The following is a 21,319-nucleotide window of genomic DNA, read 5'->3' as shown; positions in this document are numbered from 1 at the left end:
GTTTTAGTCTCCCCCGGAGGTTTCGTTCAGGTAGCGGTTGCCTTCCGGCGAGCGGCCGCCGGACAACATCATCTGTGCGTATTCCTCCTGGCTCATACCGGTCATGGTGGCCGCGGCGTGCTGGAAACTGAGACCGTCAGTGGAAAAAATCTTGGCGAGAAAATAGATGTTGCCGCCGAGGTCGATCATGCGGTTGTAGTCGCGGTCCAGCACCGCCTGCTTCTGCGCTTCCGTCATAGACCACTCGTCCAGGTAGGCGCGCTCATCCGCCTTGAATCGCTCCCGGTTGTCCGCCTTCATCAGCGACATGCAAAACTGGTTCAGGTGATAACCGACACGCGCCATGTCCGCATCGAAGACAGTGGTGCCCGGTATATCGGCGTAGGGTTTGTCCAGGGACATAGGGTTCTCTCAGTCGTCGGTTCTCAATTCCAGTAGAGGCGCATGGGGTTATCCACCAGCAGTTTGTGCTGCAGCGCTTCAGTGGGCGCGATTCGGGGAATTACATCCACCAGATGGCCGTCGTCCGGCATATGGCTTTTCATGTTCGGGTGGGGCCAGTCGGTGCCCCACAGTACCCGGTCCGGGAAGGTTTCAACGATGCGCCGCGCAAAGGGCACCACATCGGCATAAGCCGGCGGTCCCTGCTGCGACAGCCGTTCCGGGCAACTGACCTTGGACCAGAAGTTCGGGTTTTCCCGCAGCAGTTTGACAAACAGTTCAAACTCGGGGCCGTCCACGGGCTTGCTGACATCCGGCCGGCCCATATGGTCCACCACCACGGTCGTCGGCAGCGCGGTGAAAAAATCGTACAACTCCGGAAGCTCCCGGGCCTCGAAATAGATAACAATGTGCCAGCCCAGCGGTTTGATCTTCTGCGCGATATTCTCCAGCACATCGAAAGGCAAGGCGTTCACCAGGCGTTTGACGAAGTTGAAACGCACACCGCGCACACCGGCCGCATGGAGTTCGGCCAGCTCGTCGTCAGTGATATCGTTCTTCACCGTCGCCACGCCCCGCGCCAGACCGTTCGAGTGCTCGAGGGCGTCCACCAGGGCGCGGTTATCGGTGCCGTGACAGGTAGCCTGTACGATAACGTTGCGGCTGAAGCCCAGGTGGTCCCGCAGTGCCCAGAGCTGCTCCTTCGAGGCGTCACAGGGTGTGTACTTGCGCTCCGGCGCAAACGGAAACCGGGCGCCCGGGCCGAATACATGGCAGTGCGCATCCACCGCGCCCGGGGGCGGTACAAACCGCGGCTTGCTCGGCGACGGGTGGAACGGCAGCCAGTCGGCGTCCATGGTAAAAGGCGAAGGCGCTGTGTTTGTTTCGCTCACGTTTACACCCCCCGCGCTTTCAGCATCTTGTCCAGCCGCGGGTAAACCCTGCGCGCGTTACCTTCGAAGACCTGGTAGCGCTGCTCTTCACTGAGATTCAAGTTGTCCAGGTAGCGCTTCGTATCATCGAAATAATTGCCCGTCTGCGGGTCGATACCGCGCACGGCACCCACCATTTCCGAACCGAACAGGATGTTGTCGATATCGATCACCTCGAACAACAGATTGATGCCCGGCTGGTGGTACACGCAGGTATCAAAGAACACGTTTTTCATCACGTGCTCATCCAGTGGGGGTTGTTTCAGCATGTCCGCCAGGCCGCGGTAGCGTCCCCAGTGGTAAGGCACGGCGCCGCCGCCATGGGGAATGACAAAACGCAGGTCCGGGAAATCCCTGAACAGGTCCCCCTGGATAAACTGCATAAAGGCGGTGGTGTCCGCATTGATATAGTGGGCGCCGGTGGCGTGGAAATTATGGTTGCAGGAGCCGGACACGTGGATCATCGCCGGCACGTCCAGTTCCACCATTTTTTCGAAGAACGGATACCAGCTCCTGTCGGTGAGCGGCGCCGAGGTCCAGTGTCCGCCGGAGGGATCGGGGTTCAGGTTACAGCCCACGAAACCCAGTTCGTTCACGCAGCGCTCAAGCTCGGCGATGGAGTGAGTGATGGACACGCCCGGCGACTGGGGTAACTGGCAGACGCCGATAAAAGTCTCGGGATAGAGATCCACCACCCGCTTGATCAGGTCGTTGCAGGCGCGGGTCCACTGCTGGGACACCGCGTCGTCCCCCAGGTGGTGGGCCATGGCCGAAGCGCGCGGCGAGAAGATGGTCATATCCGCGCCGCGCTCGCGCAGCAGGCGCAGCTGATTCTGTTCGATACTCTCGCGGATCTCGTCGTCGCTGATCCGCGGCAGTTCCGGCAGTGGCTTGCCGGCTTCGAAAGCGGCCAGCTGTGCTTCGCGAAACGCCTGATGGGGCGCGGGGGCGGTGGTGTAGTGGCCGTGACAATCGATAATCATGGTCCCTTATTCTCCCTTGGTCGTAGAGGACGTGAAATCGGTGCGAATGCGATCCAGCATGGGGACAAGCTCCTCCTCCGACAGCGCATCGGCAAACCCCGGCGCCCAGGCCTGGCGCTCGACGCAGGCGCGGCTCATCCAGGGATCGAGCCCCGCGTCAGCAACGGTCCGAGCCACCTCGCGCATTTCTTCCGACCGGCGAACACCATGCTCCAGCGTGCGGGAAATCAGGTAGCGGGCGTGTTGCGCCCAGTCGGGGTGCGGGAACAGATCGTTGAGGGAGGTGAGAACCTCCTCCTCCACGCCGTAGTGCCGGGCCGCGAGCAGAGACTCGGAAACCAGCGCTTCCATTCCCTTGACGATGACACTGCGGCACATTTTGGTGGCCGCGGCCCGCCCCGGCTCGGCGGAATAGAAGCTGGCGCCGGCAAAACCCAACTGCCGGGCCAGCGGCTCGAAGGCTTCCGCGTGCGGCCCAGCCAGGAGAATGGGTGAACGAATGCGGCGCGGGCCGATGGGGGACATGACGGACGCTTCCACGTAGCGGCCACCGGCGGCATCGATCAGGTCGGCCGCGCTGCGCTTGGTCGAGGGCGCCACCGAATTGAGATCGAGAAACCAGCAGCCCTGAGGCAAGCCCGGCAGCACCGACGCTGCGGCGGCCAGGTCCTGGTCGGCGGTCACGGCGGAGATAACCAGCTCGCAGCCGGCCGCCGCTTCCCCCGCGCTGTCTGCCGCGCCCACCCCGTCCAGCGCCAGCAGTGCATCCCGTGTACGGCTGGGCGCCGACCCGGGGTCATCAAACTGCCGATCCCAGAGCCGCAGGGCGATACCACCCTGGACCAACAGATCCCGCGCCAGGATGCTTCCCACTTCACCCAGCCCCAGCAGGGCCACCTGTCGAATCGCACTCATACCGTTTTTATCCCCGCATCCACCACCGCCCCAGGCACCATGACCTCGCCGCGCATCAGCAGGCGGGCAGTGCGCAACAGGGCGGCTCGTCGCACCTGAAAACCAGATACCGTGCCGCTGCCGGCCACGTCCATTTCCACCGTAAAGAACCCGGTGGGGTGTTCGATATCCATCCGCGTGGCGCCATCCTGTGGCGTGAGTCCACTGACCTGTTGCGCCACCGATCCGGGCAGCAGGCAGCCGGTGGCCACGCTGACCGAGCCGAGCACGCCAATGGCCTCGTGCACCCGGTGGGGGATGAAGGTCCGGGTGGAGACGGCACCACCGTTCCGGGCCGGCGAAACCAGGCACATCTTGGGTACGGTTTTGTCCGATACATCGCCGAGCTGCATAGGCTCCCCCAGGGCAAGCCGTATGGTCTCCAGGCGCCGCTTCAAATCCGAGTTGGCCTCGAGTTCCGCGGGAGATTCCGCACCGCTGATACCGAAGTCCGCCGCCCGCATCAGTACTACCGGCATACCGTTGTCGATGCAGGTCACCGCCACGCCTTCGACGCTGTCCACCGCGTTGCCGGTCGGCAGCATGGCGCCGCAACTGGAGCCCGCGATATCGAGAAAATCGAGCAGTACCGGCGCCGCGCTGCCGGGAACGCCGTCGATGCGGGCATCACCCTCGTACCGGACCCCTCCACCGGGGGTTTCCACCCGCGCGATGGCCAGGGCGCCGGTATTGACCATATGGATGCGAACGTCGGTAAATTCGTCTCCCGCCGGCACCATGCCCTGCTCTATGGCAAAGGGACCGACGCCTGCCAGAATATTGCCGCAGTTCTGTCCATCACTGACCTCGGCGCGCTCCACCACCACCTGCAGGAACAGGTAATCCACGTCGGCATCGTCACGCTGGGAGGGACCGACCACGGCCACTTTACTGGTCAGCGGATGCGCCCCACCCATGCCGTCGATCTGGCGCGCATCGGGGGAGCCCATGACCGCCAGCAACAGGCGGTCGCGGGCGGAGGGCTCGGCAGGTAAATCGGAAGCGCGGAAATAGAGCCCCTTGGAAGTGCCCCCCCGCATCACCGAACAGGGAATCGCGGCTTGCAACTTACAGGTCCTCCAGGGAGTCCACGTAACGCAGCCCCTTCTCGGCCAGGCGTTCGCGCATGTTGTAGATGTCCAGGCCCAACTCGCCGGCGGCGAGCCGCTTGCGCTTCTCTTCCTCGTTGATCAGGCGCTTGCGTATTTTCTCCGCCGCTTCCGCGGCGCCCTGCCGGGGCACCACCACCACGCCGTCGTCATCCGCCACCACCAGATCGCCGGGATTGACCAGCGCGCCGGCGCAAACCACGGGGATGTTGACGTTACCCACGGTCTCCTTGACGGTGCCCTGGCAGAACACCGCCCGCGACCAGACAGGAAAACCCATTTCGGTCAGGGTGGCAATGTCCCGTACGCCGGCGTCGATCACCAGACCCAGTACACCCCGCGCCTTCAGGGATGTCGCCAACAGGTCGCCGAAGTAACCGTCCTCGCAGGGGCTGGAGGGCGAAACCACCAGCACATCCCCCGGCCGGCACTGTTCCACCGCCACATGGATCATCCAGTTGTCTCCCGGAGCCACCTCACAGGTCACCGCGGGGCCGGCGATTTTCGCGGGGCGGTAGATAGGGCGCATATATGAAGCCATCAGCCCCTTGCGACCCTGCGCCTCGTGTACGGTTGCGGTTTCGGCGCCGGCATATTGCGCCGCGATATCCTCGGGGACGCGCTCAATATTGGTTACGCAGACGCCCATCCAGCCTCCTCCTGTTTGTTATGAACAGTTACTAAAAACTGCAAATCGGATGCTGCTCATTATTATCCAAAGCGCTTGAAATGCTTTGTTCGATTACTGTCATACCCCATTAGATTTTTCTATAATGGTGCTCTCGACAAGGAGTGACCATGGACACTGTTCCCAACCTGCGGCATCTGGCTGCCCTCGCCGAGGCGGGTCACAGCGGCAGTATCAGCTCGGCGGCTCGCTCCGTGCACCTGTCCCAATCCGCCGTTACCCAGGGCCTTTCCGGCATTGAACGGATGCTGGGGACCGAACTATTTAATCGCACAACTTCCGGCGTATTCCCAACGGCGGCGGGCAGGGTCTACCTGGAACGCGTCGAGCGCGGCCTGGCCTGGCTGAAACAATTGGAGCGCGAGGCTACCGGGCGCGGCGGCCAACAGGGATTACGGCGCTTGCTGACCGTAGCGCAACTGCGCGCACTGATCACCGTGGTGAACACCGGCAGCTTTAGTCACGCCGCCAACCAGTTGGGCCTGAGCCAGCCCACCGTACAGCGCGCGGCGCGGGAGCTGGAAACCGTCAGCGGCCAGGAGCTGTTTCGCCGCTCACCCTTCGGTGTCGAGCCCACCTGGCGGGCGCGGCAGATGGCGCGTTACGCCAACCTGGCCTTCGATGAAATACGGCAGGGTTTTGACGAGGTGCGCTCACTCACCGGGGGCAAGTTGGTCGCCAGTCTGGCAGTGGGCAGCCTGCCCCTGGCCCGGACACGCATGGTGCCCCAGGCAGTCTCCCGCTTATTGCAGGTTTACCCCGAAACGCGGGTGAAAATTGTTGACGGCCCCTACGATGAACAACTCCACGCATTACTACATGCCCAGATCCACATGATCGTGGGCGCCTTGCGCCACCCCCTGCCCAGCCCGGATATCCGGCAGGAGGTTCTGTTCGACGACCCTCTGTACATCGTGGTGCGGCCGGGCCACCCCCTGCTGGCGAAACGGCGGGCCAGTGCCAGGGTACTGAGTCAACTGGACTGGATTGCCCCGCGTGAGCGGACCCCCGCCCGGAAAGCTTTCAGCCACTTTTTCCAGCGCGAGAAGCTGACACCACCGGAGCACGTGATCGAGTGCAGCTCGCTGGTCGCTATCCGGAGCTTGTTACGGGATACCGATCGGGCCGCGCTGTTACCCGCGCGACAGGTGGAAGTGGATGTGAAAGCCGGGCTGCTGGCGGTGATGCCGACCCCCCTGGCGGGCACCACTCGCGCCATTGGCATTACCACGCGCAACGACTGGAAACCCACCGCTGTGCAGGCGAGGTTTATCGAATTGCTTCACGATTTCTCGACCCAGCGCGACTGACAACCGCGCTATCCGAAACACCGCTGTCAAACACCTGGCGAGGCTTCGCATCATGCCTCACCGGCCAGAGGCGATCAAAAACCTCTGTGACACCCACCCATTGCAGGATATCCGAACTATTGCCAGATCAATAGATTGGGCTATCTCACACGCTCACCGGGCCCGGACTTCGGGCGCCGGCCGGTGTCGGCGGCGGGCCTAGAGTATCGCAGTCTTGCCGCCGCCCAAGAGCTGTTATAGTCCTATTCTCGCTCGCCGGGCTAATGCATGACGAATAATGGAGAACACGCCAGTTGAAAACTAAGATCAAAGTCGCCCTGCGGCCCATCATCAGCGTGTCACAATCGGGCCTGTATCGATTGTTACCCGGCCATATCCCGATTGCGTTCAAACTGGCGCTGGTCATGACCCTGTTGCTGGTGCTGGGGATGGCGAGCCTGGGCTTGTTCATCAGCAATAACCAGAATCGCCTGATGCACGCGCAACTGGAAGATTTCGGCCATACCATGGCGCTGCAACTGGCGAAACTGGCCAGTGAGCCGATTTTGTCGGAGGACGGCCTGAACCTGCGCATGCTCACCGCCAACCTGGGTCAGGATGAAAAAGTCCTCGGCGCCGGTATTTATACCCATAACGGCGAATTGCTGTCGGCGGCCGGTATCCAGCCGGACCGGGCCGATACCGTTTTCGATTCAACCGGGGTCATATCCCGGCCCTGGTTCCTGCAGACGGCGGACAGGCCGCCGGAACGGCTGATCAGCTTTATCGCACCGGCCACCTACCAGGACATCCGGGTCGGGTCGGCGGTGGTGACCTTGTCGGCGTCGCTGATGGATCAGGCCGCGGCCAGGGCCCGCGACGCGATTATCTACGCTACGCTGGCCATGACCCTACTGGCGTCCCTGCTGGCCTATTGGCTGAGCCGGCGACTGTCGCTGCCGATCCACCATCTGATGGAAGCCACCCGGGCCATCGACCGCGGCGACCTGGGGGTCCGGCTCGACGACCGGCGCAACGACGAAATCGGCTTTTTAATCGAGGGTTTCAACAATATGGCGGCCGGGCTGTTGAAAAAATCGCAAGTGGAGCAGGTTTTTTCACGCTATGTGTCGAAAAACGTCGCCGACAAGGTACTGGCCAACCTGGACGAGATCCGCCTCGTCAGCCGGCCGGTCGAGGCGACTGTGCTGTTCGCCGATATCGTCGGTTTTACTGCGATGTCGGAAAAGCTGCAGCCGAGTCAGGTCTCCGAATTGTTAAACGAATATTTCTCTTATATTTCAAGCGCCTGTTCGTTGTATGGAGGCGTGGTCGACAAATTTATCGGCGACTGTGCGATGCTGGCGTTCGGCGTGCTGGAGGACGATACCGAGCACACATTCAACGCGGTCAGCTGCGCGATATTGATTCAGCGGCTGGCGGCGCAGTTAAACGAGCAGCGCCGCGCCGACGGCCGGCCCGAGGTGCATTTTCGCATCGGCATCAACTACGGCGCGATGCTGGCCGGCAACCTGGGCTCCGACGACCGGATGGAATACACCGTGGTCGGGGATGCGGTCAACCTCGCTTCCAGGTTATGCTCCGTGGCCAGACCGGATCAAATCATTATGCGAGAAGAACTGTTTCACACTCTGCAGTCCCGCGTCATCGCCCAGGCCGGGCAGACACTGCCGATCCGCGGCAAGTCGGCGCCGGTGAGGATTTACACGGTGCAGGATATCCATCGCAAATTTCAGCCGTTGCTGCAGGCCAATCTGCAGGAAGTGCTGAACTATCGGTCCGATCAGCAGAACCGGCGGGCTGTCGGCCATGCCTAGCCGGTCAGCGCTGCTGCTATGGCTGCTGCTATTGCCGCTGCTGCCGGCCTGCAGCCTTATACCGACGCAGCAGCAGGCGCTGGAAGGTTTTCCGCCCAACGCGCTGCAACAGGTCCGCCGTCAGTCGACCGAACTCGACCGGCTGCAGAAACTGGATATTGCGACCTCGGTTCAGCAACAACAAATCAAACAATTGCACAGCAGCCTCCGGCAGTTCGAGCGTGACGTAATCCGCGCCGCGAGCCGGCTGGAGCAACAGGACGACTGGCGCGGCGCCGACGGGATTTTTCGTCATGCCTCCCACGCGTTGCCGGACAGCCGGATACTGAGCTCGGCGCGGCAGAAATTGGCCGAGCGGCGCCAGTTGCGCGAAGAGCTGGTGCGCACGGAACTGGCGATCCATCGCGGCGAGCGATTGCTGAAAGACGCCGAGGCCTACCAGCGCCTGCGGCAGGTCAAAGGCCCCGGCCCGCTGACCTGGCTGGAACTGAACAGTTATCACCGCAAATGCCGTAAATCGGCAAAAGAGCTGCAGCTTTATGCGCAGCGGGCATTGGAACGGCGGGACTATGCGCTGGCCCGCCGCGGTTTGCAGATTGCACAGCGTTTGTACGGCGACGACGATAAGCAGGACGACATCGAACGCGACCTGGCCCTGGCCGACCGCCAGCTTCGCCAGGCGAAACGCCAACCTGCCAAGGCTTCCTTTGACAATGGGGCTGTCGTGGCATTGCAGCAGGCGCTGGACGCCGGCGATCTGCTCAGCGCGCGACAACATCTGAACCGGCTACGGCAACGCTCGCCGCGACATCCGCAACTGTTGCCCCTGCAATCGCAGTTCCGGACGCAGTTAAACGTCCGGATCAAAACCGCGATCAAGCGGGGCAATGATTTGTACAGCCAGGGCGATATCGACCGGGCTCTGGACGTCTGGCGGGAAGCCAAAACCCTGGACCCGGACAACGTCGAATTGCTGGCCAGCATCGCCCGGGCCGAAAAAGTACTGCAAAACCTGCGGGCCCTGTCGGCATCGCCCACCGCCGAATTTTAGGCCCTACTCCAGCTCAATTATCAACGAGGGCTGACCCAGGCCAGTTGGGCGTAGAAGCCTATGCGCTCGCCGTTCTCGGCGGCGTAGCTGTCCTCTACAGCGTCACTAACACCTTGCCGAAAGCCTCGCCGGAGCGGACCCGCACATAGGCACTGGCAAGGTCTTCCAGCCCGAAGCGGCTATCGATGACCGGATTCAACCCGTGAGCCTCTATTGCCCGGTTCATGGCTTCGAACTGCTTGCGGGAACCGACAGTATGCCCGTGCACGCGGGCGCGTCTGCCGATGAAGAGGGGGCGCAGGTCCAATCGTATCTCGGGGCCGGATACATATCCGACCACAGCTACGTGCCCCCCCATATGCAGTGCATCAGCCGCGTGCGTCAATGTTTCCGCTCCGCCAACGTCGATCATCAAGTGGGCCCCCTGCCCATTCGTCAGATCCCTAACCTGCTCGCCCCAGGCTGGCGAGCGCGTCCGGTTGATACCGGCGATCGCAGAATCACGGGGCATGCATCGTGCCAGCACTCGGTTGGTCGTTCAGCCGCCTGCAGCGCACGGCGCAACAAGAAAGCTGATTCAATCGCTGGCTGGTCTTGTGGTACCAGTCGCCTTGTGCAGCTCTTTGGTAAAGGTGGCGTCTGCCTCGCGCAGTATATCCACGTCTACCTCCGCCGGGTGGATGGGCTCGACGTTTGCCCTGTCCCGGCGCCCTCCACCGCGGCGTAGAGGTCTTCGGCCCGGGCCGGCTTGGTGAGGTAGCCGTCCATGCCGGCCTCGAGACACTTCTCTCGATCGCCCTTCATGGCATGGGCGGTCATGGCGATGATGGGAACGTGGGTGCCTGACTCCCGCTCGGCGTCTCGAATGGCTCGGGTGGCGTCTAAGCCGTCCAGCTCGGGCATCTCGACATCCATGAGCAAGATGTCAAACCGGCCGGGCTCGAAGGCCTCAACTGCCTCCCGGCCATTGCGCGCGAGAGTGACATCGTGGCCGCGCTTCTCCAGGAGGCGGATGACCAGCGCCTGGTTCACCGGCGAGTCCTCCGCGAACAGCACCCGGCGGGTGCTGACGACGCCGGGCCGGGCCTTGGACGGGGCCTTCTCCGCGGGGGCGCCCAGCGCCTCGACGACGGCCGTCCACAGCTCAAGCTGCGTGACGGGCTTGGGCAAGGAATGCGAGATCCGGGCGGACCGGAGGCGCCCGGGCTCAACCAGCCCCACCGCCGCCGAGGAGAGGAGGACGATGGGCAGATCCCGCAGGGCGTCGTCCCCGCGGATCTGCTCGGCAACCTCCAACCCCGACATCTCGGGCATCACCTGATCGAGCAGCACCAGGTCGTAGGGTGCGCCCGCCCTGGCAGCCCGCCGCAGCTCGTCCAGGGCCATGGGGCCCGAGCCCACTCCGGCGGGCTCCATCTCCCAGTTCTCGACGACCTCGGTGAGGATACGCAGGTTGAGGGGGTAGTCATCTACCACCAGGACCCGGCGGCCTCGCAGCAGGTCCCGCGACGACCTGAAGCGCGGTACCTCGCCGGCCACCCCCAGACGGGCGGTGAACCAGAAGGTACTGCCACGGCCCGGCTCGCTCTGAACGCCGATCTCACCCCCCATCTGCTCCACCAGCCTCGTTGCGATGGCCAGGCCCAGCCCCACGCCCTGGCGGGGCGCGGGAGGCCTGACCTGCTGGAAAGCCTCGAAGATTGCGGCCCGCTGCTCCTTCGGGATGCCGATGCCCGTGTCTTCTACCTCGAACCGGAGCACCAGCTCCGGGTCGGCGCGGGAGACCACCGAGACGTCCACCGCGACGTGCCCCTCGTCCGTGAACTTGACCGCATTGCTCACCAGGTTGTCGATGACCTGGCGGAGGCGAAGCCGGTCGCCCTCGACCGTCAGATCCGCCAGATCGGGAGACAAGTGGTAGGCGAGCTCCAGATTCTTGTCCGCCGCGGGCACCGCGTGGGAATGCAGGGACTCCCCCAGCACGTCGTCGACGCGGAAGGTGCTTTTCTCCAAGACCAGCTCACCAGCTTCGATCTTCGAGAAGTCAAGGACGTCGTTGAGCAACCCCAGCAGGGAACTCGCGGACTGGTCGACAAGCCGAACGTACTCACGCTGGATCGGGTCGAGGTCGGTTTCCCTGAGCAGATCGGTGAACCCGAGCACGCCGAACATGGGCGTGCGCAGGTCGTGGCTCATGCTGGCCAGGAACGCGCTCTTGGCGACGTTCGCAGCCTCGGCGCTCTGGCGCGCGGCGCGTTCGGCCTCGGCCCGCCGGCGCTCGGTCAGATCGAGCACGAAGGCGACGCCCTCGTGCCGGGAGCCCTCGAACAGCGCGGCGCCGAGGAGGACCGGCACCCGGCTGCCGTCCCGGCGGAGGAACTCCTTCTCGTACGGCCGACAGGCCCCCTCGGCCCGGAGCTCTTCCGCGGCCCGGGCATCGACCGCCTCGTACTCCGGCGGCGTCAGCTCGGCCCAGTGGATCCGGCCCGAGCGCAGCGCCTGGCGGTCGTAGCCGATCATACGGAGCATGGCGTCGTTGGCGGCGGTGACCTCACCGGCCAGGGTCCAGAAGAACACCCCGATGATGTTGGAGTCCACCAGGCGCTGGATGCGCGCTTCCCGCTCTCGCAGATCGGTATAGGCCCGCTGCAGGTTCGCGCACATGGTATTGAACGCGGCGGCCACCTGGCCGAGCTCGTCCTTCACCTCCGCCTGGGGATCGCGCGACAGCCGCAGCGGCGGCGGTGGGTTACGGAGGTCGTAGCCTTGGACGAACCTCGCCAGCGTCGTCAGGCGGCGGGTGACGAGGCGGTGGACGATGTAGAGGATGAAGGCGGAGACCAGGAAGGTCTGCAGGCCCTCGCTGAGCAGGATGACCAGGGCGCTGCGGCGCAATTCCCGGTAAAGCTCGGTCAGGGTCGCCTCGACATAGAGGGTGCCGATCCGCTGCTCGGTGCCCCGGACGGAATAGAAGATGGGGTATTCCCTCGCCACGGCCCGCTGGCTCGCCCGCTGGCCCGCGGTCACGACCAGAGGAGCGCTGTCTGCATTTTCGCGGATTTCGACGGCACGGATGTGCGGCAGCCGGACGATGCCATCCACTTGGGCCTGCAGGTACCCCTCGTCGAGTCGCCACAGGCCTTCGCGCAGGCTGCCGAGATAGCCGTATTCGATCTGCACGAGCTGGCTGTCGATTGCATCGACGCCGCGCCGATACTCGAGGTAGAGCTGGATAGCAGTGAGCGTCAGGGTGACCGCGAAACTGAACAGCAGGACGCTGGCGAATATGCGCAGGCCGACCTGGCTACGCACCCGCGTGTAGAATGCCCGCAGTGCCTCCCCAACCCGCATATCTTTAATATGTCCTCCGACTTCCGACGGGCTGTCCATCGGCTTGGTTCCCGCCGTCCCTCCTGTGTCAGGATAGTCGTCACCTCTTCTGAGTTCCTGGCAGTAGGGGGCAGGTGGAAAGAGGTTGAGAGGTAGCCCGTGACTCGCAAGAGCGTAAGGCAAGCGGGTAGCGTCCCTTCAAGTAGTATAACGTAGTGTAACTCCGTGCCGCCTTGGCCACCCGGTGGCGCGCAATCACCAGCAGCCGGCTGTCCGTCGGACAGGCGATAGCCTTCTCCTGCACCGTGGTGCTGACGATCACCCGCTCGAACTCGGCCGGCCGCACCGCCGCATTGATCGTGACCTTGAGCCCCTCATTCCTCCCCAGCCTCGCCGAGCGCGCGGCGGAAACGCCCGATCTAGTCGCATCACATGGCCACGGCGGCCTCACCCACAACATCCGCGTGGCCAGCACTGCCAACGGATGGCACAGATCGATCATCTGATCCAGTCGGGCACGGAAGAAGTCCGGGCCTCCTTGCGCTCCGGCGAAGTCACGTGCTTATTTTGTGTATTTTTTATAGAGATGATCGTACATACTAGTCCTTTTTATATGTTTCAAACCCTCTTCAAAGTCTTTTGCTAATTCCTTGCTCTTGAAAGCAGCTTGAAAATAGGTTTTCCCTGAAAAGATAGAATGATAAACAATCTCAGCAGTTGTATCATACTTTTTACCCAATTGTTTTCGATGCCATTCAAAAACAGCTTTATCAACTATTATGATTTGGGATCGACCTCTCCAGAACATTTCATTTTGGCCCTTTTGACTACTATGTTCGATATAATATTTCTTGTAAGGTTTGGGGGGAACGGGTTGGAAAAGTTCTTCAAAAGTAGCGCCGAGATCCCGATATGCATTCTCCCAAGCTACAATTGAATTCCCCACAAGATCCGAAACTTTATTGATTTTCAAGTTGTCTTTTTTTCTGGAAATGGCGTAATTATCAAAATATACAAAATCATCGACATAATATAATCCATCTCCAGGTACCTGCCGAACTGTGGCTACCGCGTCAATACCTTGTATAGTGAGCAATGCTTTCTGAAGTCGTTTATTAGGCAAGTGAACGACTTCCAAAGTATGCCCTTTGTATGCTAACGCCTCACGAAATATATCAATTTCTAATCCTTTCTTGGAGGACCCAATCACAAATGGTGGTTTGTCGATGCCAAATCCGACGACTACATTCTCTGAAAACCCTTTATCAGAGAGCAAGCACAATATGAAAAACGCTATTATGAAACTTAGCTTTTTCGTAATGTCTACAGCAGACCGTTTGCCACCGGAATGATGCTTTTGATTCATGTTGATCCTTCCATAGCTTGATTGAAAATATTTTCTAAAGTTAGTGTCCACCAGAGGGTCTTGGCGCCGGGCTCGCCGTCGCGCTTGCGGCCCAGGAAGCCGCCGAGGGTGGCACCACGCGGAGCACGGGTGTTCAGCGACGGCGGGATGCGCTCGACGCTTGCTCTGGCCCGGCGCCCTCCACCGCGGCGTAGAGGTCTTCGGCCCGGGCCGGCTTGGAGAGGTAGCCGTCCATGCCGGCCTCGAGACACTTCTCTCGATCGCCCTTCATGGCATTGGCGGTCATGGCGATGATGGGAACGTGGGTGCCTGACTTCCGCTCGGCGGCTCGGATGGCTCGGGTGGCGTCGAAGCCGTCCAGCTCGGGCATTTGGACGTCCATGAGCAAGACGTCGAACCGGCCAGGCTCGAAGGCCTCGACCGCCTCCCGGCCGTTGCGCGCGAGAGTGACATCGTGGCCGCGCTTCTCCAGGAGGCGGATGACCAACGCCTGGTTCACCGGCGAGTCCTCCGCGAGCAGCACCCGGCGGGTGCTGACGACGCCGGGCCGGGCCTTGGACGGGGCCTTCTCCGCGGGGGGCCCCAGCGCCTCGACGACGGCCGTCCACAGCTCAAGCTGCGTGACGGGCTTGAGCAAGGAATGCGAGATCCGGGCGGATCGGAAGCGCTCGGGCTCGGCCAGTCCCACCGCCGCCGAGGAGAGGAGGACGATGGGCAGATCCCGCAGGGTGTCGTCCCCGCGGATCTGCTCGGCAACCTCCAACCCCGACATCTCGGGCATCACCTGATCGAGCAGCACCAGGTCGTAGGGCGTGCCCGCCCTGGCTGCCCGCCGCAGCTCGTCCAGGGCAATGGCGCCCGAGCCCACTGCGACGGGCTCCATCCCCCAGTTCTCGACGACCTCGGTGAGGATGCGCAGGTTGAGGGGGTAGTCATCTACCGCCAGGACCCGGCGGCCTCGCAGGAGGTCCCGCGACGCCCTGAAGCGCGGTGCCTCGCCGGCCAGTCCCAGACGGGCGGTGAACCAGAAGGTGCTGCCACGGCCCGGCTCGCTCTGAACGCCGATCTCCCCCCCCATCCGCTCCACCAGCCTCGTTGCGATGGCCAGGCCCAGCCCCACGCCCTGGCGGGGCGCAGGAGGCCTGAGCTGCTGGAAAGCCTCAAAGATTTCGGCCCGCCGCTCCTTCGGGATGCCGATGCCCGTGTCCTCCACCTCGAACCGGAGCACCAGCTCCCGGTCGGTGCGGGAGACGACCGAGACGTCCACCGCGACGTGCCCCTCGTCCGTGTACTTGACCGCATTGCTCACCAGGTTGTCGATGACCTGGCGGAGGCGAAGCCGATCGCCCTCGACCGTCAGATCCGCCAGATCGGGAGGCAGGCGGTAGGCGAGCTCCAGGCTCTTGTCCGCCGCGGGCGCCGCGTGGGAATGCAGGGACTCCCCCAGCACGTTGTCGAGGCGGAAGGTGCCCTGCTCCAAGACAAGCTCACCGGCCTCGATCTTCGAGAAGTCAAGGACGTCGTTGAGCAACCCCAGCAGGGAGTTCGCGGACTGGTCGACAAGCCGAACGTACTCACGCTGGACCGGGTCGAGGTCGGTTTCCCCGAGCAGATCGGTGAATCCGAGCACGCCGAACATGGGCGTGCGCAGGTCGTGGCTCATGCTGGCCAGGAACAGGCTCTTGGCGCGGCTGGCCGCCTCGGCCGCATCCCGGGCCTCCCTGAGATCGTTCTCGGCCCGTTTCATCTCGGTGATGTCTCGAATTACTCCGACCAGGTAGACCTCGTCACGCACCTTCATGCGCGTCTTCTTGGTCGAGATGATCCGCGTTACCCCATCCGCGCCGGTGAAGCACTCCTCGTTGACGTTCTCCTGCCCGGTGGAAAGCACCACGTCGTCCTTCTTCCAGAAGACCCGGGCCTCGTCGTGCGGGAAGTAGTCGAAATCGCTGCGGCCCAGCAGATCCTCACGGGGATGCCCCATGAAGCGGCAGAAGGCGTCGTTGAGAGCCACCCAGTTGTGCTGCGTATCCTTCACGAACACAGGGTCCGCGAGGGCGTCAAGAATGCTGGTGAGGAACTCGAAGTCGCCGAAGTCCTGTTGCACACTTCTACCCCACGCGGTGTGGTGGGGCACACCCGCTAGACGTCATGTTTGGAGTATAGGAAGAATAAATGCCCTTTTCCGGAAGCCCGCCAACAAGGTAGGCCGATTCCTGCCTCGGCCCCAGGCGTCGAGCAATGCGCCGGGGTCGTGGAGGTGGCGTTCCTTGCTCGGTCCCTGCCCGCGCGACACCAGCCAGTCGAGCAGCTCCAAATTCAACAGGCTGGAACCTCAAACATAGGGAATCATAATCTTCATCGCGGTGCCTTTGCCCACTTCCGTTTTGACCAGGATACGGCCCCCGTGCTTTTCAACCGCGTACTTCACCGCGTCCATGCCGATGCCCCGACCGCTGACTTCCGTCACCTTCTTCTTCAAACTGAAACCCGGCAGAAAAATTAAATTCACCAGTTCGTCCTGGCTGGAGCGGGCCGCATCCCGCTTGTTGATCAGGCCGCGGCGCAAGGCAATGTTTCGCACTTGGCGGCTATCGATACCTGCGCCGTCATCGGCGATGCATAGGATAAACATGCCGCGGTGCCGCCGCGCCATCAAGTGCAGGCGGCCGCGTTCCGCTTTGCCCCCCGCCAGTCGCTTAGATGAGGGTTCAATGCCGTGGTCCACCGCGTTGCGAATCAGATGCAGGAGACTGGCGAACAACAAGGTCATGCCGGTTTGCGGCAACGGCACTTCACCGCCGCTAAAATGGATGTCGATTTTCTTGCCCAGCTTGCGCGCCAGCATATCGGCGGTATCTAAATACTTTTTTAACACCGGCGCCATGGTGGTGTGAGGCGGTGCCTGCACCTTATCGTAGAGGGTAGGGATTTTCAGGTTTTGCAGCTTTTCTGCCGGACCCTGTTGCGAAGGGATGGGAATCAACCGCTGGGCATCCACCCGCAATTGCTCGCTCGACTGCGATCTCCTGGGCGATTTTCTGTTCTTCGCCGCAGATAGCTTACGCAAGCCGGCAACAACTTCCCTGCCCACCTTCTGCGCCGACTTTTGCAGCCGCAGCCGCTCCATTTTGGTCAAGGGCTCCCGGAGGGTTTGCAGTTTGTGCAGATGATCCTCCATCTTGTGGGCCGCCACCACAGCCGCGTCCAGGGCGTACACCGCCAACACGCCTTTGAGGGTGTGGACAAAACGATAGAGATCGTGCAAATCGATATGGTTGTGGGGCCGCTTCACGCCGGTGGAAATACACTGCAACAGCTCCCGTACTTCGCTCACAAAAATGGAATAACTTTCGGGATCGAAGGCCTGTTCACTGCTCATACACACTTTTCTTCTTTCTGCGGTCCAAAGACGCCGGAGGCAGGTCGTGACCCGGGTGAGCAATGCAGTCCACAAAAGGAATCACGGGGTTGGTGAACCAGGCAAAGGCGAATATGGAAACGCCTCAATCACACGCCGCCACGAAGAAGTATAATTTTTAATCACCCTCCAAACGGATACCAGCGTCACAGATTTGAAGAAGCCACTCGTCGAGGGAGAAGACCGCTTTCGACCAGAGTTTGCCCCCTGTTGACGTCAATCGAATATCGGGTTCACTGCGGCTTGGAAGCGAACAGCCCGAATTCGCCGAGAGCCGTGGAGGCGCTGTCGCCATTATTGGCTGTGATGTTGAGCCGGTAGTAGCGATAGGAGGCCGGACTTGCGACGGTGTAGGTCTTCACCTCGAAGCGTTCCGCGAATACCTGATTGCTTTGCGTGTCAAGCGTCGTCCAGGTGGAGCCGTCGTTTGAGCCCTGGAACTGCCATTCCTTCGGATCGCGCGCGTCCTGGTGGCGGGAGCTGGTGAGCGCATAGCGCTGGACAACCTCCGTGTGGCCGAGGTCATACTGCAGCCAGCCACTCACGCCCGAGTAGAACCAGTCTGTCCTCGAGTTTTTGTCGAAAGCTCTGCTGGCGTTGGTCGGCTCATCCGCACTGTCGTTGGCAGTGCCGCCGGCAGCGACGTTCACCAGCGAGCGAACCGGTGTGGCGCTGTCCTCGGGAGAGCTATCGCTCGTGCCGGCGGAGTTGCTCGCTGTGACGGTGTAATAGTAGGTCGTGCCATTGGTTACCGACGTGTCCGTGTAGCTTCTGTCCTTGACGCCCGACGCGACGGTTGTGTAGGGCCCGCCACTTGAGGTGGAACGATTGACCGTATAGCCAGTGGCTCCGAAAGACGCCTGCCAGCGCAACGGGACGGCGCCATTTCCCGGCGAAGCCAGCAGGGCGGCGGGCGCAGCGGGGGTGACGATTAGTGCATCACCATCGCCGCCTGTGATCTCGACATTGCTGAAGGTGGAGCTGTTCAGCGTACCGTTGTTGAGGGAGGAGACCACCAAACCGACATAGATCGTATCGGGGACCGGGGCGTTGATACGGCCGACATCGGTGGCAGCCCAGTTGGTGCCATCGGGAGAAACGTAGCCGGTAATGACGTTTCCGATGCGTTCAAGCTTCAGCCAGTACGAGGCTGTGGAGCTGGCGACCTCGAAGGATTTGTTCCCATAGTTGGTGCCGCCATACACTTGAAGTTTTGGCATATTCTGTTGGGCCCGGCCGCCGGTGGCGGAGACGGTCATCAATGCGCGGGGGGCGCCTGTTTCGAGGCTTGTACGCATCATCACCCCCGCCTGGGCGGACTGATGCGTGTACTCAACCGACTCGACTTTCGCGACGATGGCGCTGTCACCAGTGATGGCCTTGTAAGCGAAGTAAGAACTGTCGTTTGTGGACCATGTGCCGGTGCCTGCTCCTTCTACGATCCATACTCCTAAGCCGGCATGGTAAGTAGCCTTGCCGGCCGGGGTGGCCCCCCCAAGATCAATACCGCTGAATCCCGAGGTGATCGAGGTGGTGGAGGGGATGGGGAGCTCCGGCCCAGGCGCCGCCTTCGAGGTGTCGGTGTCCTTGAGGAACATGAAACTGTTGCCGTCGACCGGCATCCAGAGGCGCCTCTGGGCGATAAAGGGTGCTTGCAGCCCCTTACGGAGGACGTAGGCGCCATATATCTGGTTGAGCGGGAGGTTCCCGCCCCCCGCAGCCCGCCAACCGCGGTTGGTATAATCCGCTAGGTAGTACGCATCGGTAGTGCCGAAAGGAAGAGCCTCCGTGGGCACGAGTTCGTTCACCCTGGCGTAGTATTCACCCGCCGCCAGCAGGCGGTTGTCAAAATCGGAATAGACGTCGATGCCCTGCTTCCAGAGCGCCTCGGCGAGCATAACCAGTGCCCGGAGCTGCCCGTGGGCGTGCCCTTGGTCGCGAAGGTAGTCACCGAGCATACCAATGTCGTTGGAACTGCGCAGTCCGATATGGGCGAGCGTGCGGACCTGATAGACGACCTTGTTCAGTAGCTCGATGTCGTCATTGTAAATAGCCATCAGTCCAAGAGAGACAAGGGACAGCGCCCCTTTGTTGGCGGCCCCGTACTGGATTTCGCCATAGGGGGCCGATGCGGGAATCAGGACATCATTGAAATACTTCTTAACGGTCGCCGTGTCGGCCTCCGTCCAGCCCGGCCATGTGCCTCGCAGGATCTCGGCGCCGCCCACGAACATGTAGGCGTAGTCGCCCAGATCGAGCATCGACTCGCGACCCGAGAACTCAGTCTGGGTGGTGGCCCAGGTAAGTAGTATCTCGCGCGCCTTCATCGCGTATCTGTCGTCCTGGGTGAAATACCACATCCGCGAGAGATTCCAGATCGCGACCATGTCGTTGCGCCACGGCCACAGATTCTCGTGGGGGGCGCGGCTCACTTTCTCGCGAGGCCCCTGCATGTTATAGGTGAGCCGGGCTTTGCCATCCCCCGCCAATAGGTCGAAGCCGGACTTCCATGGCTGCTTGCCTTGATCGACATAGGCTTTGAGTGTCTCGAGGTCCGAGAGGGTGAGCGGAGCGCCTGGATGCGTGATAACGCGGACCTCAGGGTCGCCTGGATCCGTGACAACGGGGCCCTCAGGGTCGCCCGGATCCGTGACAATGGGCGGCGACTCGGAGTCGGCCACCACTTCCACAGTGCGCGTCACCGAAACGCTGGCGCCGGCGGAGTCGGTGACGGTATAGGTGATGCGATAGCTGCCGGCCCTGTCGCTGTCCAGGGTCGAGTCCACCCGAATGCTGCCGCTGAGATCGCCGTCCTCCCCATCCGCGGCACTCGCGCCCGGGTCGCTGTAGCTGCTGCCGACGGTTATCTGCACACTGGCATCGCCGTTGAGGCTGATGGACGGCGCCTGGTTGGCCGAGAGGCTGAAGGTATGTTCGGAATCGCTGCTACCTCCGCAGGCACTTATGGCCAAGGATAAAGCCAGCACCAGGCCGTGGACCCTGCCGATATTCATATTGCTCACTCAATGATCTGGCCGCTGTGGGCGAATGGCTGTAATCGTTTACATCGAACGCGAAAGATATCGACTCCGTCGTCGGACAAAAAGGAGGACGTCGGAAAATTGTGACCTGCTGCTCCTTACACACGCCTGCTCGGCAAATATGGAGAGACGAATCCGCAGTTCGAAGGGCTGGTAGAGGACGACGAAGAAGGGGGGCGGGAGAGCGCGAGCCACCTACTCCCACTCAATAGTCACCGGCGGCTGCTGGACACGTCGTAGGTCCGCGGGAGATATGCTCTATCTCGTTGATGATGCGATTGGAGACCTTCTCGATCAGTTCGTAGGGCAGGTGCGCTCAAAGTCCACAGCTTCCACGACGCGCAGCCCACCAACTCGTAGCGTCGGCTGTCGCCGACATGTCCACGGGCTCGACCGGCAGGAACACCATAAAAGCCCCAGTTGCTCTTCTAATACCACTCTGCCTTATGCAGCTCTCCGATAAAGGTATTCGGGCTATCTGAATAGTTGATTCAAAAGCTTGCGAACAGCAAGAGCGTGCTCCTCAATAACGAGCGAATAATGATTACGAATTGCCCGGCTCGGTTGGTAGTCGCCGTTATCCAGGGCGGTCTGTCCCGACACCAGGGCCACCAGCTTGTCCACTTGGAGATAGAGGTCCTCCTCCAGCTTGGCTCGCGATGACAGCCCCGCGACCAGGTTGTCTGTAAACTGCCGATACATTCTTCTCCCCTCCCCTGCTCAAATCCAAAATATATTAGGGCCTTTATCCAGTCCAAATGTTGCTGACGGTACTATAGTTACTCAAGTTTCGGGGTTCAGTTCCGGGAGCTGAAGCGGGGTGCGCCTTTCCGGGACACGCCGTGAATACGTCCCTGTAGGCTTGTCCGCGAGGTC

General features: G+C 61.8%; 17 protein-coding genes and 2 pseudogenes. 3 read left to right on the top strand and 16 right to left on the bottom strand.

Annotation, left to right across the window (positions count from 1 at the left end; translation table 11 throughout):
• Positions 1–3: 3 nt before the first annotated feature.
• The 6 genes from ligA to FHS09_RS04870 are packed head-to-tail and all read right to left on the bottom strand — an operon-like array spanning position 4 to position 5,068.
• A complete protein-coding gene (gene ligA / locus FHS09_RS04895; protein WP_183457338.1) occupies positions 4–402 on the bottom strand; it encodes a protocatechuate 4,5-dioxygenase subunit alpha in 399 nt (132 codons plus the stop codon).
• Between the two features lie 23 nt (positions 403–425).
• Positions 426–1,334: an amidohydrolase family protein gene (locus FHS09_RS04890; protein ID WP_343057405.1), complete on the bottom strand. Its 909-nt coding sequence runs from the start codon at positions 1,332–1,334 to the stop codon at positions 426–428.
• Between the two features lie 2 nt (positions 1,335–1,336).
• A complete protein-coding gene (locus FHS09_RS04885) occupies positions 1,337–2,356 on the bottom strand; it encodes an amidohydrolase family protein (protein ID WP_183457336.1) in 1,020 nt (339 codons plus the stop codon).
• Positions 2,357–2,362: 6 nt separating this feature from the next.
• Complete coding sequence (locus FHS09_RS04880; RefSeq protein ID WP_183457334.1) at positions 2,363–3,271, bottom strand: NAD(P)-dependent oxidoreductase; 909 nt, start codon at positions 3,269–3,271, stop codon at positions 2,363–2,365.
• On the bottom strand, positions 3,268–4,377 hold the full coding sequence (locus FHS09_RS04875) for a 4-oxalomesaconate tautomerase (RefSeq protein ID WP_183457332.1): 1,110 nt from the start codon (positions 4,375–4,377) through the stop codon (positions 3,268–3,270). The genes FHS09_RS04880 and FHS09_RS04875 overlap by 4 nt, the downstream gene beginning before the upstream one ends.
• A 1-nt stretch (position 4,378) precedes the next feature.
• Positions 4,379–5,068 carry a 4-carboxy-4-hydroxy-2-oxoadipate aldolase/oxaloacetate decarboxylase gene (locus tag FHS09_RS04870; protein ID WP_183457330.1) on the bottom strand — a complete coding sequence of 230 codons (690 nt, stop codon included), beginning with the start codon at positions 5,066–5,068 and terminating at the stop codon, positions 4,379–4,381.
• 149 nt (positions 5,069–5,217) lie between these two features.
• Between FHS09_RS04870 and FHS09_RS04865 the strand changes: the two genes are divergently transcribed.
• The 3 genes from FHS09_RS04865 to FHS09_RS04855 all read left to right on the top strand — a co-directional run bounded on the left by FHS09_RS04865 (position 5,218) and on the right by FHS09_RS04855 (position 9,285).
• Complete coding sequence (locus tag FHS09_RS04865; protein WP_183457328.1) at positions 5,218–6,417, top strand: LysR family transcriptional regulator; 1,200 nt, start codon at positions 5,218–5,220, stop codon at positions 6,415–6,417.
• A 293-nt stretch (positions 6,418–6,710) separates the two neighbouring features.
• Complete coding sequence (locus FHS09_RS04860; protein WP_183457326.1) at positions 6,711–8,234, top strand: adenylate/guanylate cyclase domain-containing protein; 1,524 nt, start codon at positions 6,711–6,713, stop codon at positions 8,232–8,234.
• Positions 8,227–9,285 carry a tetratricopeptide repeat protein gene (locus FHS09_RS04855; RefSeq protein WP_183457324.1) on the top strand — a complete coding sequence of 353 codons (1,059 nt, stop codon included), beginning with the start codon at positions 8,227–8,229 and terminating at the stop codon, positions 9,283–9,285. The genes FHS09_RS04860 and FHS09_RS04855 overlap by 8 nt, the downstream gene beginning before the upstream one ends.
• Positions 9,286–9,379: 94 nt before the next feature.
• Here FHS09_RS04855 and FHS09_RS04850 read toward each other — a convergent pair whose 3' ends face one another.
• The 10 genes and pseudogenes from FHS09_RS04850 to FHS09_RS04810 all read right to left on the bottom strand — a co-directional run bounded on the left by FHS09_RS04850 (position 9,380) and on the right by FHS09_RS04810 (position 21,145).
• On the bottom strand, positions 9,380–9,796 hold the full coding sequence (locus FHS09_RS04850; protein ID WP_246394552.1) for a zinc-binding dehydrogenase: 417 nt from the start codon (positions 9,794–9,796) through the stop codon (positions 9,380–9,382).
• 152 nt (positions 9,797–9,948) lie between these two features.
• Positions 9,949–12,675, bottom strand: coding sequence for a response regulator (locus tag FHS09_RS04845; RefSeq protein ID WP_183457321.1), 2,727 nt, complete (start codon positions 12,673–12,675; stop codon positions 9,949–9,951).
• Positions 12,676–12,819: 144 nt separating this feature from the next.
• Positions 12,820–13,028, bottom strand: a pseudogene (locus FHS09_RS22715) (IS5/IS1182 family transposase); the annotation flags it as partial.
• A gap of 149 nt (positions 13,029–13,177) precedes the next feature.
• Complete coding sequence (locus FHS09_RS04835) at positions 13,178–13,981, bottom strand: substrate-binding periplasmic protein (RefSeq protein ID WP_183457319.1); 804 nt, start codon at positions 13,979–13,981, stop codon at positions 13,178–13,180.
• Entirely contained in the window at positions 13,978–14,232 is a 255-nt protein-coding gene (locus tag FHS09_RS23365) for an IS4 family transposase (RefSeq protein ID WP_221191802.1), read from the bottom strand. The genes FHS09_RS04835 and FHS09_RS23365 overlap by 4 nt, the downstream gene beginning before the upstream one ends.
• Positions 14,115–16,088: a response regulator gene (locus FHS09_RS23070; protein ID WP_183457316.1), complete on the bottom strand. Its 1,974-nt coding sequence runs from the start codon at positions 16,086–16,088 to the stop codon at positions 14,115–14,117. The genes FHS09_RS23365 and FHS09_RS23070 overlap by 118 nt, the downstream gene beginning before the upstream one ends.
• A gap of 228 nt (positions 16,089–16,316) precedes the next feature.
• Positions 16,317–17,363 carry an ATP-binding protein gene (locus FHS09_RS04825; RefSeq protein WP_183457314.1) on the bottom strand — a complete coding sequence of 349 codons (1,047 nt, stop codon included), beginning with the start codon at positions 17,361–17,363 and terminating at the stop codon, positions 16,317–16,319.
• A gap of 272 nt (positions 17,364–17,635) precedes the next feature.
• Positions 17,636–20,416, bottom strand: a complete 2,781-nt coding sequence (locus FHS09_RS04820) for an immunoglobulin-like domain-containing protein (protein ID WP_246394580.1) — start codon at positions 20,414–20,416, stop codon at positions 17,636–17,638.
• Positions 20,417–20,638: 222 nt separating this feature from the next.
• A pseudogene (locus FHS09_RS04815) lies at positions 20,639–20,907 on the bottom strand (GMP synthase (glutamine-hydrolyzing)); the annotation flags it as partial.
• 10 nt (positions 20,908–20,917) lie between these two features.
• Positions 20,918–21,145 carry a hypothetical protein gene (locus FHS09_RS04810; protein ID WP_183457312.1) on the bottom strand — a complete coding sequence of 76 codons (228 nt, stop codon included), beginning with the start codon at positions 21,143–21,145 and terminating at the stop codon, positions 20,918–20,920.
• Positions 21,146–21,319: the final 174 nt, after the last annotated feature.

Source organism: Microbulbifer rhizosphaerae (assembly GCF_014191725.1).
Taxonomy (GTDB): Bacteria; Pseudomonadota; Gammaproteobacteria; order Pseudomonadales; family Cellvibrionaceae; genus Microbulbifer; species Microbulbifer rhizosphaerae.
The sequence above is the reverse complement of the archived record's forward strand: the minus strand, read 5'-3'. Positions and strand labels throughout refer to the sequence as shown.